Origin of the sequence: Ornithinimicrobium sp. F0845 (genome assembly GCF_023015765.1) — a bacterium.
Taxonomy (GTDB): Bacteria; Actinomycetota; Actinomycetes; order Actinomycetales; family Dermatophilaceae; genus Ornithinicoccus.
In genome coordinates, this window is record NZ_JALKAL010000006.1 from 67,794 (window position 1) to 81,375 (window position 13,582).

General features: G+C 72.6%; 12 protein-coding genes and 1 pseudogene. 10 read left to right on the plus strand and 3 right to left on the minus strand.

All coding sequences use genetic code 11. The features are described 5' to 3' along the window. Window positions 1-25: 25 nt before the first annotated feature. The 3 genes from MWU75_RS10475 (at window position 26) to MWU75_RS10485 (ending at window position 2,620) form a co-directional block, all read left to right on the plus strand. Window positions 26-841 carry a hydrolase gene (locus MWU75_RS10475; RefSeq protein WP_247090319.1) on the plus strand — a complete coding sequence of 272 codons (816 nt, stop codon included), beginning with the start codon at window positions 26-28 and terminating at the stop codon, window positions 839-841. Between the two features lie 11 nt (window positions 842-852). Further along, window positions 853-1,620, plus strand: a complete 768-nt coding sequence (locus MWU75_RS10480) for a hypothetical protein (protein WP_247090321.1) — start codon at window positions 853-855, stop codon at window positions 1,618-1,620. Window positions 1,621-1,714: 94 nt separating this feature from the next. Further along, window positions 1,715-2,620: a phosphotransferase gene (locus tag MWU75_RS10485; RefSeq protein WP_247090323.1), complete on the plus strand. Its 906-nt coding sequence runs from the start codon at window positions 1,715-1,717 to the stop codon at window positions 2,618-2,620. A 68-nt stretch (window positions 2,621-2,688) separates the two neighbouring features. Here the strand turns inward: MWU75_RS10485 and MWU75_RS10490 are convergent. Continuing rightward, window positions 2,689-2,859, minus strand: a pseudogene (locus MWU75_RS10490) (type II toxin-antitoxin system prevent-host-death family antitoxin); the annotation flags it as partial. 134 nt (window positions 2,860-2,993) lie between these two features. Between MWU75_RS10490 and MWU75_RS10495 the strand changes: the two are divergent. Continuing rightward, on the plus strand, window positions 2,994-4,238 hold the full coding sequence (locus MWU75_RS10495) for a glycosyltransferase (RefSeq protein WP_247090327.1): 1,245 nt from the start codon (window positions 2,994-2,996) through the stop codon (window positions 4,236-4,238). Here MWU75_RS10495 and lysA read toward each other — a convergent pair. Together lysA and MWU75_RS10505 are read right to left on the minus strand one after the other, a co-directional pair. Then, window positions 4,235-5,599, minus strand: a complete 1,365-nt coding sequence (gene lysA / locus MWU75_RS10500; RefSeq protein ID WP_247090329.1) for a diaminopimelate decarboxylase — start codon at window positions 5,597-5,599, stop codon at window positions 4,235-4,237. The genes MWU75_RS10495 and lysA overlap by 4 nt on opposite strands. A gap of 44 nt (window positions 5,600-5,643) precedes the next feature. After that, window positions 5,644-6,300, minus strand: a complete 657-nt coding sequence (locus MWU75_RS10505) for a cell wall-binding repeat-containing protein (RefSeq protein WP_247090331.1) — start codon at window positions 6,298-6,300, stop codon at window positions 5,644-5,646. 340 nt (window positions 6,301-6,640) lie between these two features. Here MWU75_RS10505 and MWU75_RS10510 point away from each other — a divergent pair, with 340 nt between their 5' ends. From MWU75_RS10510 to MWU75_RS10535, 6 genes are all read left to right on the plus strand, one after another. Further along, the gene (locus MWU75_RS10510; RefSeq protein ID WP_247090333.1) at window positions 6,641-7,753 is read left to right on the plus strand and encodes an ROK family protein; all 1,113 of its coding nucleotides are present in this window, start codon (window positions 6,641-6,643) and stop codon (window positions 7,751-7,753) included. A gap of 45 nt (window positions 7,754-7,798) precedes the next feature. Further along, window positions 7,799-9,157, plus strand: coding sequence for an extracellular solute-binding protein (locus MWU75_RS10515; protein ID WP_247090335.1), 1,359 nt, complete (start codon window positions 7,799-7,801; stop codon window positions 9,155-9,157). 179 nt (window positions 9,158-9,336) lie between these two features. Further along, window positions 9,337-10,299 (plus strand): sugar ABC transporter permease, encoded by a 963-nt coding sequence (locus MWU75_RS10520; RefSeq protein ID WP_247090337.1) that lies wholly within the window; start codon window positions 9,337-9,339, stop codon window positions 10,297-10,299. Then, entirely contained in the window at window positions 10,296-11,132 is an 837-nt protein-coding gene (locus MWU75_RS10525; protein WP_247090339.1) for a carbohydrate ABC transporter permease, read from the plus strand. Before MWU75_RS10520 ends, MWU75_RS10525 begins: the two co-directional genes overlap by 4 nt. Continuing rightward, on the plus strand, window positions 11,129-12,664 hold the full coding sequence (locus tag MWU75_RS10530) for a glycoside hydrolase family 3 N-terminal domain-containing protein (protein WP_247090342.1): 1,536 nt from the start codon (window positions 11,129-11,131) through the stop codon (window positions 12,662-12,664). Before MWU75_RS10525 ends, MWU75_RS10530 begins: the two co-directional genes overlap by 4 nt. Beyond that, window positions 12,661-13,581, plus strand: a complete 921-nt coding sequence (locus tag MWU75_RS10535; protein ID WP_247090344.1) for an ROK family protein — start codon at window positions 12,661-12,663, stop codon at window positions 13,579-13,581. Before MWU75_RS10530 ends, MWU75_RS10535 begins: the two co-directional genes overlap by 4 nt. Window position 13,582: the final 1 nt, after the last annotated feature.

The window sequence follows — 13,582 nt, forward strand, 5'->3', positions numbered from 1 at the left end:
ACCGGCAGCGCACAGACTGGGGCGCATGATCTGGATCTGTGAGACCTGTGCCGTGGAAACTGCTGACGTGGAGTCGCCGCCGGAACTGTGCGCCATCTGCGACGACGAGCGGCAGTGGGTGCCCGAGGGGGGCTCGCGCTGGACGACCCTGGAGAAGCTGAGGGCAAACGGCACCCGCATCGTCATCACCGAGGTCGAGCCCGACCTGTGGGGCCTGCGCGCGGATCCGGGCGTCGGCATCGCGCAGCAGACGATGGTCGTGCGCACCCCGGAGGGGACCCTGCTCTTCGACGCCGTGGGATATATCGACGACGAGGCCGTGGAGTTCGTCCGCGGGCTCGGCCCGACGCTCGCCGTGGCAGCCAGCCACCCGCACATGTACGGCGTGCAGACCGAGTGGGCCGCCGCTCTCGACGCACCGGTGCAGCTCGCCGACCGCGACCAGGAGTGGGTGCGACGCAGCGATCGCGTCGAGTTCTTCGACGAGCGGCACGAGGTCGCGCCGGGCCTGACGCTGCACCGGGTCGGGGGTCACTTCCGCGGCCAGACCGTCGTCGAGTGGGCCACCGGCAACGACGGCAAGGGCGTGCTCCTGGCCGGTGATGCGATCTTCACCAATCCCGACCGCAGGACCGTCAGCTTCATGCGCAGCTATCCCAACCGCCTACCGCTGTCCGGCAACGTGGTCCAGCGCCTGGCCGGCCAGGTCGAGGGGCTGCACTTCGACCGGCTCTACAACAACTTCGGTGCGGTCGTGCCCCAGGATGCCAAGACGATCATCCGCTACTCAGCCGATCGGCATACTGCCTGGGTGCGGGGCGACTTCGACCACCTGACCTGACCGGTGCCAGCGTGAGCGACGTGACCGGCGACGCGCACATGATCCCGATGTTGCCGTGCGCAGACATCGATGAGATCGGGCAGTTCTGGACGGCGCTCGGCCTGCGCGTGACCTACCGGCAGCTGCGGCCCAACCCGTATGTCGTGCTGGGGCTGGGCGGGATCGACCTGCACTACTACGGCATGCCGGGCCACGACCCGGAGCAGAGCCACTCCACGTGCGGGATCGTGGTGTCCGACACCGAGCCGTTGCACGCGCTGTTCGCCAAGGGGTTCCGGGAGAGCTATGGCACGGTCCCGCAGAGCGGTGCACCGCGGATGACCAGGCCGCGCCGGCGCGCGAACAACGCGGGGCTCAGCGGCTTCTCGGTGATCGACCCGGCCGGCAACTGGGTCCGGGTCTCGCGCCGTCCCGCGTCCGAGGAGGAGAAGGCGCGGGCGGTCGACGACCGGCTCGAGTGGGCGAGCTCCGGGGGAGGGCCGCTGGCCCGGGCCCTGGAGAACGCGGTCGTCCAGGGGGACTCCCACGGCGACCCGGAGCAGGCACACCGGATCCTCGCCGGGGCGCTCGCGCGGCATCCGGACGCCACGGTCGCTGACCGGGCTGCGGCCTGGGCGTATGCCGCCGAGCTGCGGCTGCGGTTGGACGACCCGGCCGGCGCGCGTGAGGCCGCCGGCGAGGTGGAGGCGCTCGACGACCCCGGCCTGACGGGCGAGGACCGGGCGGCGGTCGACCGGGCCCGCCGCGAATTGGCCGAGCTGCCCGAGCTGGACGCCTGAGCGTGGAACTGCTGGCCCGGGGCCGGGATGCTCGGATCTGTGCCGACGAGCCGTGGTGAGCCGGGCGGTCCGGGCGCCGACCTACGATCGAGCGGTGGACAGCGCCCTCACCGAGTCGGCCGTGGAGACGGCGCGGCGCGGCACAGTAGCCCTGGCCCGCCTCTGTGAACGCCTCGCCCTGCCACCTGAGAAGCCGGACGTGCTGTCCAACCGCGGGTCCCTGATGCTGCGGCTGCCGGGGGCCGGCCTCGTCGCCCGCGTCTCGACCCACACGGGCGCCCAGCGGCGGGACCCGGGGTGGTGGCTGGGCACCGAGGTCGCGGCCGGCCGGATCGCCCACGCCGCCGGGGTCGCGGTCGTCCCGCCGGCCCACGACGTGGACCCGGGCCCGCACGAGGTCGACGGGCAGTGGATCTCGTTGTGGGAGGACCTCGGCCCCCAGGAGGCGAGGGCGACCCCGCAGGAGTCGGGCGCCGCGCTCGCGGCGTGGCACGCCGCGCTGGCGGACGCGGGCCCGGAGCTGCCCCGCATGACCGTCGCCCACCAGGTGATCACCGAGCCGCTGGAGTATGCCGTGCGCCACGGCTTCATCACCCGCGCCGAGCACGCGGCGCTCACCCGGGAGCACGAGGACGCGCTGGCCGGGACCGCCGGGCTGGGCACCGAGGAGGTGCTGCTGCACGGCGACGCCCACCGCGGCAACCTGCTGCGCGACCGCTCGGGCCGCTGGTGCTGGAGCGACCTGGAGGAGGCCTGCCGCGGACCGGTCGAGTGGGACCTCGCCGTGCTGGGCAGCACGCCCACGGACGAGATCGGGCGGACCGCGCTCACGGCATACTGCGAGATCACCGGCCGCCCGTTGCCGACGCGCGAGGACCTGGCCCCGTGGCTGCGGCTGCGCTCACTGGAGGGCAACGCGTGGGCGATCGGGTGCGCGGTGACCTTCCCCGAGCGCTATGCCGAGCCGGCCCGGGAGTACGTCGAGCGGATCGTGGGCTGAGGCTGGAGCCGCACGTCAGGCGAGAGCAACGCCCGCCCGTGCCATGGATGCGTCCAGGATGATCCCGGTCACCGACGCCCCTCGTCGGTGGCCTCGCGGAGGGGTCTGCCGAGGGTCAGGCCCGCCCGAGCCTCGGCGAAGCGGGCGACGGGGTCGGGGTCGGGGTCCGATGCGGCGGCACCGCGGATGCCGACCAGTCTGGCCACGGGACGGCCGTGTTTGGTGATGGTGACGGATCCGCCCGCCTAGACCTCGTCCAGGAGGCGCGGGAGATGCGTCCTGGCCTCGTAGGCGCCCACAGTGCGCATCATCTGAGACTAGTCGACGACCAGGCTGAATCACGTGAGTGTGGCCGAGTGGAGAGAATGGGGCCATGCGCATCGCGATGCTCGCGGCGGGGAGCCGCGGCGACTACCAGCCAGTGCTTGCCGTCGCGCGGGGGTTGCGGGACCGCGGCCACGAGGTCGGGGTGACCGCCACCAGCGACTACGTCGACCTGGTCGAGGGCGCCGGGGTGGCCGTCGAGGAGGTGCCCGTCGACGTGATGGGCTACTACCGCAACGACCTGCTGCAGCACGGGATGCCGGTCGGTCTCAACGACCAGCTCGAGTTCCTGGGGCAGGTGGCCCGGGCCATGGCGCCGGCCGTCCGGGAGACGCTGACCGGGATGTGGTCGCGCTACGACGCCGTGGTGACCACGGCGATGAGCGCGGCCTGGCCGGCGATGATCGACCGGGCCCGCAAGCCGCAGGTGCTGATGATGTTCCTGCCGGCCATCCCGTCCCTGTGGGGCGACGCCAGCCTGTACTCCGTCCGCGAGGGCCGCTCGCTGACGAACCTGCGCGCCGGGGTGCGGGCCATGCGGGCCTCCACCAACCTGGTCACCGACGTCCCCGGGGTCACCGCCGCGCAGCGCCGCCGGGCGATGCTCCAGCTCGCGACGGTGCCGGCCTTCGTCGCCAACTCGGCGCAGATCGTGACCCCGCGCCGCGTCGGCGGCCGGCGGATCCGCTGCACCGGCTATCCCTTCCTCGACGTCCCCGCGGGCACCAAGCTGCCGGCCGAGGTGGCGGACTTCCTCGACGGCGGCCCGGAGGCGGTCTACGCCGGCCTCGGGTCACACACGGTGCCCGCCGTGCGGGACGCCCTGCGACACACGGTCGACGCCGCACTGGCCCTGGGTCACCGCGCGATCGTCCAGGAGGGATCGGGGCTGGAGGAGCAGGGGGAGTATGACGAGCGCGTCCTGTTCGTCGGCGACGTCCCCCACGAGCTGCTCTTCCCCCGCGTGGCCGCGGTCGTGCACCACGGCGGCGCCGGCACCACCGCACAGGCGCTTCGCGTCGGCCGTCCCCAGGTGGTGCTGCCGTTCACCATGGACCAGCCCTTCTTCGGCCGGCGGGTGCAGGAGATCGGTGTCGGCTCGGCACCGGTGCCCACGCCCGAGGCGAGCCCGGAGCGGCTCCGGACCGCACTGCATACTGCCCTCGAGGCAGGAGTCGTCGACCGGGCGCGTGTGGTGGGCCGGCTGGTGCGCGGCGAGGACGGTGTCGGGGGAGCGGTGGCGGTGATCGAGGAGGAGCTGCGGACGGGCGGTAACGAGCCGACTTCCAGCTAGCCCACGTCGAGGGCGAGCAGATCCTCGACGGTCTCGCGTCGCACGATGACCCGCGCGTGACCGTCCCGCACGGCGACCACCGGCGGCCGCGGCGTGTGGTTGTACTGGCTGGACAGGCTGCGGCAGTAGGCGCCCGTCGCGGCGACCGCGAGCAGGTCGCCGGCGCGCAGGTCCGCGGGGAGCTCGGTGTCCCGCACCAGGATGTCGCCGCTCTCGCAGTGCCGCCCCACCACCCTGGCGCGCATCGGCCCGGCCCCGGACGCGCGGTTCGCCAGCACGCAGGTGTAGTCGGCGCCGTAGAGCGCGGGCCGGACGTTGTCGCTCATGCCACCGTCGACCGAGACGTAGGTGCGGGTGCTCCCGTCCTCGAGCCTGACCTCCTTGACCGTGCCCACCTCGTAGAGGGTGAACGTGCTGGGGCCGGCGATGGCCCGGCCGGGCTCGACCGAGATCCGGGGCCGGGGCACCTCGCCCAGCGCCGCGAGCTCGCGGTCCACCACGGTCGCCAGCCTCTCGGCGAGCTCCGCGGGGGAGAGGGGGTCGTCCGCGGGGGTGTAGGCGATGCCGAAGCCGCCGCCCAGGTCGAGCTCGGGCAGGAGTATGCCGTGGTGCCGGCTGACCTCGGCATGGAGCCCGATCAGTCGGCCGGCAGCGACCTCGAACCCGGCGGTGTCCATGATCTGGGACCCGATGTGGCTGTGCAGGCCCAGCAGCTCAAGGTGCTCGCGGTGGTGCAGGACCCGCTCGACGGCCTCCTGCGCGGCGCCGCCGGCCAGGCTGAAGCCGAACTTCTGGTCCTCGTGCGCCGTCGCGATGAACTCGTGGGTGTGGGCCTCGACGCCGACCGTGACCCGCACCAGCACCCGGGCGCGCACCCCGAGCTCGGTGGCGGCCTGAGCCAGCCGGTCGATCTCGGTGAGGGAGTCCACCACGACCCGGCCCACGTCATACTGCAGGGCCTGGCGCAGCTCGGCGACCGACTTGTTGTTGCCGTGCAGGGCGAGGCGCGCGCCCGGGAATCCGGCCCGCTGGGCGACCGCGAGCTCGCCGCCGGAGCAGACGTCGAGACCGAGTCCCTCCTGCTGCACCCAGCGCGCGACCGCGGAGCAGAGGAACGCCTTGCCCGCGTAGTAGACGTCGGCGCCGCCGCTGACCTGCGCGAACGCGGTGGCGAAGGCCTCGCGGAAGGCCCCGGCCCGGTGGCGGAAGTCCTGCTCGTCGACGACATACGCCGGGGTGCCGAACTCCTCTGCCAGGGAGACCACGTCGAGACCGCCGACGGCGATCCGGCCGTGCGCGTCGCGGTGCACGGTCTCCGCCCAGAGGCGCGGGTGCAGGTCGGGGGAGTGGGTGGCGCTCACGCAGGGAGTCTAGGAGCCAGCGCCGTCAACCGGACCGGTCGCTGTCAGGGCGTGGGCAGGTCCCGGATGATGTCCATCAGGGTGTCGTCCAGCACCGCGGTGCCGCCGATGAGTCTGACCGACTGAGGGTCCAGCGCCACGATCGCCTCGCGGGACGCGCTGGGGAGGCGACTCTGGTTGGCCAGCAGGACCGGGGCCCCCTCGGAGGCCGCGAGGGCCGACACGGACAGTGCGTCGGCGAACCACTCCCCGGACGCGAGGTAGGCGCGCGGGGCACCGGTCGGGTAGGACTCGAAGAGCGCGGCGGCCGTCTCGAAGCGGGTGCTCCCGCTGATCCGCGTGACCGGCGCGATCTGACTCAGCTCGTACTCCACCGAGGCGGTGACCGTCCCGTGGCCTCCGACGATCGTGATGCTCGGCGGGTTGAGGGCCTCCAGGGTCTGGCGGGTCACGGGGGGAAGGTCGAAGGTCTTGGTCAGCATCACCGGTGCTCCCTCGGCCCCGGCGCGTGCCGACGCGGCGAGGGCGTCGGGCATCATCGGGACGAACGGCGGTTTGGGGACCAGGGGTGTCCCGGAGGCGATGTAGACCGTGACGTAGCCCGGCTCGAAGGTGGCCGCGAGGAGTGCTGCCGTGCCGTAGCGGTCCGTCCCGGAGATGCGGATCGGCTCGATCCCCGCGGCCAGCAGCTCCTGCTCCACCGCAGGCTGGATGACGGAGGTGCCGCCCAGGACGATGGCGTGGGCGGTCGACCGCCACCATCACCTCCTCGTCGGCGCCCGGCGGTGCCGCCGCGGCGGGGGCGGCGATCAGTGCGATCAGGGACAGGGCGGCAAGGGCACAGCGGCTTCGGGTGCGCAACGGGGTCGTCCTCTCGTGCGGGGCGAACGGCTCTCGGTGCTGGTCCCGATCTGGTGCGGACCACCCCCTGGCCGGCGATGTGGGCCACGGTAGCCGGGGTGTCACAGGCGGCGCGCTGGATCGATGCCCTCTTCGGCAGGGCCTCTTGACAAAGTTAGTTAATGAGACATACTAACTCTCATGACACAGGTCACCGGTCGACCGCGCGGCGGGCGACGCCCCGTCGGCAAGGTGCTGCCGGGTGACGCGAGACGTCATCACCGGGCCCTGGTCCTGCAGCAGCTCTTCGACGACGGCCCGCGCAGTCGCGCCGACCTCTCCCGGGAGACGGGGCTGACCCGGGTGACCGTCTCCGACCTGGTCGCCGAGCTGCTCGACACCGGCATGCTGGTCGAGCTGGGCCACCGCCCCGGCGTGCGCCAGGGGAAGCCCGCCACCCTCGTCGGGCTCGCCGACACCGCCCCCGTGGTGGTCGCGCTGGACCTGTCCGGCGACCGGATCCTGCGCTCTGCCGTGGTGGACCTGCACGGTGGCATCCTCACGGCAGAGTCCGTCGAGCTGTCCGAGGGTGAGGCGGCCGTGGCCGAGGTGCTCGCCCTCGTCGCCCGGCTGCGCGAGCAGCTGACCCGGCCCGTGCTCGGGGTCGGCATCGGCGCGCCCGGCATCATCGACCACGCGGGGACCGTGCTGCACGCACCCAACCTGGGCTGGTCCGACCTGGCCCTCGCCGAGCGGGTGCACCGGGAGACCGGCCTGCCGGCATACGTGGCCAATGACGCCAACATGGCGACCGCCGCCGAGACCAGCTTCGGCGCCGGTGACGACGCGGGGCTGCTCCTGGTGACCATCGGTCACGGTGTCGGGGGAGGGGTCCTGGTCGACGGCCGGGTGCTGGCGGGCCCGCTGCTGTCCTCGGGGGAGATCGGGCACGTGGTCGTCGACCCGGACGGTCCGACCTGTGCCTGCGGCAACCGCGGGTGCCTGGAGACGATCCTGGCGGTGCCCACCCTGCGCCGGGCGCAGACCGAGGCCGAGCTTGTCGCGGCGGGGCAGCGGCTGGGCTCGGTGCTCAGCCCGGTCGTGACCACGCTCGGCATCGCCGACGTCGTGCTCTACGGCCCGGCCGAGCTGCTCGACGGCCACCTGCTGCGGGCGACGCAGGACGCGCTCGCCCACCAGACCCTTCCCTTCGTTGCCCGGCAGGTCCACGTGCGCGTGGTCCCGCTGGCGGACGAGCTCGTTCTGAAGGGAGCGGCAGCGCTCGTGCGCTACCGCGAGATAGGCGTGGTGTGACCCCTGGGTTCACTACCGACCACCACCACCGAGAGAGGTTCAACGATGAAGCTCAGCACCATGACCCGGGCCGCGGTAGTGACGACTGTCGCCGCGACCCTGCTGGCCGGCTGCGGCCAAGGGAGCACGACGGACGACCCGACCGACGACGCCACGGACGACGCCGCGGCCGACGAGGGCGAGGCTGACGACGGCGAGGCGACCGACGGGGCCGAGGAGACCGACGCCCCGGCCGAGACCGGCGGCGAGGAGGCCTCCGGCGAGACGATCACCCTGTGGCTGGCCGGTGAGACCGACACCCCGGTCGAGCTCGAGGAGTGGCTGGTCACCGCCTTCAACGAGGAGACCGGTGCCACGCTCGAGGTGCAGCGGATCCCCTGGGGAGAGCTGCTGGAGCGCGCCAACCAGGCCCTCCCCGACCCCGACAACACGCCTGACGTGATCGAGATGGGCAACACCCAGGTTCCGACATACACCAGTGTCGGTGCGTTCGAGGACCTGTCCGGCCTGCTCGGCGAGCTGGGCGACATCGGCCCCGAGGGCTTCATCGAGGCCGGCACCTATGAGGACACCGTCTACGCGGTGCCCTACTACTGGGGCTCGCGCTACATCTTCTTCGACAAGGCCGCCTTCAGCGACGCGGGCCTGGAGGTGCCCACCACGCTCGAGGAGTTCTCCACCGCGGCGATCGCGCTGCGCGAGGCCGGCGGCGACGGCTTCTCCGGGCTCTGGCTGCCCGGGCAGGACTGGCGCAACGGCATCAGCTGGATCTTCGCGCACGGCGGCGACATCGCCGTCAAGGAGGGTGACCAGTGGGTCGGCGCGCTGTCCTCGCCCGAGAGCGTGGCCGGCCTGACCCAGTGGCAGGAGCTGTACGCCGGCGCCTCCACCGCCCCGCAGGACGGCAAGGACGCCGAGGCCTGGGTGCCGTTCAACAACGGCGAGGCCGCGATGTTCATGGCGCCGAGCTGGGCGCGCTGGAGCGTGGAGGAGACCAGGGCCGAGGACCTCGGCGCGTTCGCCCTCCCCGGTGTGGACGGCGGCGTCGCCCCCGTGTTCGCCGGCGGGTCCAACATCGCCATCTCGGCCCAGTCGCAGCACAAGGAGCTGGCCGCCGACCTGATGCGGCTGATCTTCAGCGACGAGTACCAGACGATGCTCGCCGAGAACGGCCTCGGCCCGGCCAACCCCGAGTTCACCGCGCTGATGGGTGACGACGAGTTCGCGCAGGCCGCGATCTCCGCCGCCGAGAACGCCAAGCTGACCCCGGCCTCCTCGGAGTGGGCCGCGGTCGAGACCGCCTCGGTCATGGAGGAGTTCTTCGGCCGCATCGCCGGCGGCGAGGACGTCGCCACGGTCGCCGCGGAGGTCGACACCCAGCTGGCGGACATGCTCAACGGCTGAGCAGGCCCAGGCAGTATGACGTGAGGGGCCGGTGCCGGGCGCCGGCACCGGCCCCCTCGCTGCCCGCAGGGTCTACAAAACCTCCCCAAGAATGCGGGTGGGGTCTACAAAACCTCCCCAAGAATGCGTGGGAGGCGTACAGAACCTCCCTCAAAATGGGTTGACGAGAAGGGTGCAGGATGACGGACCAGGAGACGGCGCGGGTGCCCCTGACGCCGACGCCGGTGACCGCGCCCGACCGGCGTCGCCGGCGCCGGCGCGGCGGGCTCGGTGGCTACTGGCTGCTGCTACCGGCGATCGCGGTGCTGCTGATCGGCGAGGGCTATCCGCTGGTGCGGCAGGTCATCATGTCCTTCCAGGAGTTCGGCCGTGCCCAGCAGTTCGGGGCGCCGCCGGAGTGGATTGGCCTGGACAACTACCGCGCGCTGTTCACGGACTCGCAGATGTGGGGCGTGGTCGTGCGCTCCCTGGTGTTCTGCGCGGTCAACGTCGCCCTGACCATGGTCATCGGCACGACCTTCGCGCTGATCATGCTCCGGGCACCGCGCGTCCCGCGGGTTGTGCTGCAGGTGAGCATGCTGCTCTGCTGGGCGATGCCGGTGATCGCGGCGATGACCGCCTGGCAGTGGTTGTTCGACAGCCGCTACGGCCTGATCAACTGGACGCTGACCAACCTGGGCCTGGGTGACTTCACCCGGCACAACTGGCTGATCGAGCCGCTGTCCTTCTACCTCGTCGCCACCGTGATCGTGGTCTGGATGAGCGTGCCGTTCGTGGCGTTCACCGCCTACGCCGCGCTCACCCAGGTGCCCGAGGACGCACTGGAGGCCGGGCAGATCGACGGCGCCAACGCCTGGCAGCGCTGGCGCTTCATCATCTACCCCTCGATCCGCCCGGCCCTGACCATCGTGCTGATGCTGCAGATCGTGTGGGACCTGCGGGTCTTCGCCCAGATCCACTACCTGCAGGGGGTGGGCGGGGTCCCCAGCGAGACCCACCTGCTCGGCACCTACATCTACACCCTCGGCGTCGGACAGAGCGAGTACGGCATGGCCTCGGCCTTCGCCCTCTTCGTGCTCGTGCTCACGCTGGTCCTCACCGCGCGCTACGTGCACGCCCTCCTGAAGGCGGAGACGGTATGAGACGCATCGGACGCACCACCCGCGGACGCCTGTGGGGCGCGGTGGCCGTCGCCCTCGCCCTGGTCTGGGCCTTCCCGGCCTACTGGATCCTCAACGGCGCGCTCCAGCCGATCGAGGCCCTGCGCGCACCGACCCCCTCGTTCGTGCCCACCGACCTCACCCTCGACGCCTTCGGCCGGGTCCTGGACGGCGAGTTCTTCGCCTCGCTACGGCTCAGCCTGTCGGTGACGCTGATCTGCGTGGCGCTCGCCGTGGTCTGCGCGTTCGTCGCCGCCGTCGCGATCTCCCGCTTCCGGTTCCGCGGGCGGGTCTCCTTCATCATCGTGGTGCTGACCATCCAGATGATCCCGCCGGAGGCGCTGTTCATCAGCCAGTACCGGATGCTCAACGACTGGAACCTCTACAACACGATCGCCGGTCTGTCGCTGCTCTACGTCGCGGCCGTCCTGCCGTTCACGGTGTGGCTGCTGCGCGGCTTCGTGGACGGCGTCCCGGTCGAGCTCGAGGAGGCGGCGATGGTCGACGGCTGCAGCCGGTTCCGCGCGTTCTTCACCATTACCTTCCCGCTGCTCGCGCCCGGACTGATCGCCAGCGGCGTCTTCGCCTTCCTCCAGGCGTGGAACGAGTACACCCTGGCCGTGGTCGTCATGGAGCCCGACAACCGGACGCTCCCGCTGTGGCTGCGGGGCATGACCACGGTGTCCAACCAGGCGATCGACTGGCCGGCCGTCATGGCGGGCTCGGTGCTCGTGGCCGTCCCGGTGATCGTCTTCTTCATGATCGTGCAGACCAAGATGACCCAGGGTCTGGTCTCGGGGGCGGTGAAGGGATGACCGAGCTGCAGTATGCCGCCAGGAGCGTCCTGCTCGCCGGTTTCGCCGGGCCGGTGGTCCCGTCCTGGCTGCCCCGGGAGGTGGGGCTGGGCCTGGGTGGCGTCTGTCTCTACGGCAACAACGTCGCACCGGGTCACGACCTCGCCGCCCTGGCCCGGTCCCTGCGCGAGCTCGCCCCGACGGCCGTGTTGGCGATCGACGAGGAGGGCGGCGACGTCACCCGGCTGCACACCACCACGGGCAGCCCGTATGCCGGGGCCGCCGTCCTCGGCCGCCTCGATGACTTAGAGGTGACCCGGCAGGTGGCCGCCGGGATCGGCGCCGAGCTGGCCGCGGCCGGCATCTGGCTCGACCTGGCGCCCTGTGCCGACGTGAACTCCGACCCGCTCAACCCGGTCATCGGCACCCGCAGCTTCGGCGCCGACCCGGCGCTGGTGGCCCGGCACACCGAGGCATTCGTCAGGGGCCTGGCGTCCGCGGGTGTGGCGGCGAGCGTGAAGCACTTCCCGGGGCACGGCGACACCCGCACCGACTCGCACCACGGGCTGCCGACCGTGCGGGCTGCCGAGGACGTCGTGCGGCAGCGCGAGCTCGTGCCCTTCGCCGCAGCGGTCGCCGCCGGGACGCCGACCGTGATGACCTCCCACGTCGTGATCGAGGCGATCGACCCGCTGCGCCCGGCGACGTTCAGCCCGGTGGTGCTGGGCGACCTGCTGCGGGACGAGCTCGGCTTCGACGGTGTGATCGTCACCGACGCCCTCGACATGGCGGGCGCGCAGGGCACCGGTCCCGACGCGATCGGCATCCCCGGCGCAGCGGTCCGGTCACTGGCGGCCGGTGCCGACCTGCTCTGCCTCGGCCCGGAGACCACGACGGACGGGGCAGTCGTCATCGAGCAGGTCGTGGAGGCCATCCTCGCGGCGGTCGACGACGGCACGCTCCCCGCGGCCCGGCTGCTCGACGCCGCCGAGCGGGTCGCCCGGCTGCGGGAGGAGTGGGCCGTCACCCCGGCAGCCGTCGCCGCAGACGGGGCCACCGGTCTCGCGGACCCGGCCGACCCGCACTCGGTCACCCGGGTCGCCCGCGCGGCCTCGCTCCGTGCCGCGACCGCGGCCCTCTCCAACGTGCCCGTCCTGCCGGGACCGGCCGTCGTGCACGTCGACACCGCCAGCAACCCCGCCGTGGGTGAGACGGCCTGGGGGCTGCCGTGCGGGTCCCTGCCCGGCCTCCGCTCCAGCGTCCGGTTGGTGCCGAAGGACCTGGCGAGGACCAGCCCACCGACTGGCCCGAGCCTGATCGTGGTGCGCGGTGCCACCCGCGACGAGCGGGTCTGGGAGTGGATCTGCGGGGCCGTGCGCGGCAACAACCAGACCTGGTTGGTCGAGCTGGGCTGGCCCGACCCCTGGCTCAGCGCGCTGGACCGGGTGGTCTGCACCTACGGCGCGTCGGCAGCGAGCACCGAGGCGCTGGCGAAGGCACTGACCCATGCGTCGGGGATGCCGTCGGGGAGCCTGCCGAGGAGGGGCTCATGAGCGTGCGGATCGGCATCGACATCGGCGGCACCAGGATCGACGCCGCGGCCGTCGAGGAAGGCAGCGACGGCGCCTACCGGGTCCTCACACAGCACGCGGTGCCGACCGTCCGCGGACCGGAGGGGATCACGGCCGGCCTGCGCACGGCATACTGCCGACTCCTGGACCAGCTCGGTCCGGCCACCTCGGTGACCGGCCTGGGCATCGGGGTGCCGGGCATCGTCCGCGGCGGCACGGTCGCGCACGCCGTCAACCTCGGGCTCGACGGACGCCCGCTCGACCTGGCGGGGCAGGCCGCGACGCTGACGGCGGTGCCGGTGCGGGTGGAGAACGACGTGAAGGCGGCGGCCTGGGGTGCGGCGCAGTGGCTGCGGGCGACCGACGGCGCGGGCCCGGACGTGGACCTGGCGCTGCTCAACGTCGGCACCGGGCTGGCCGCCGGGCTGGTCCTGGACGGCTCGCTGCGGCGGGGGACGCGGGGCCTTGCCGGGGAGATCGGCCACCTGGTCACCGACCGGTCGGGGCCGGTGTGCCCGTGCGGGAAGCGGGGGTGCCTGGAGCTCTACGCCTCCGGTGGTGGCCTGGCGCGGCGCTGGGCGGGGTCGGCGGCGCAGCTCATGACGGCTGCGGCGGCGGGTGATACCAACGCGCAGACGGTTCGCGACGACCTGGTGGCGGGGCTGGCGCAGGCGGTGCGGATCCTCGTCCAGGCGACCGACGTCGCGCAGGTCGTCCTGGCCGGCGGAGTGGTCACCTCGACACCCGCGCTGCAGGGTGCGCTGCTGGCCGAGCTGCGTAGCCACGGCACCGACTCCGGCTTCGAGCAGCACCTGGCGGTGCACGAGCGGGTGCGGTGGCTGCCCGAGGACTACCCGGCCGGGTCGGTCGGCGCCGCCCTGCTGCCTGCGGGGGAGTAGG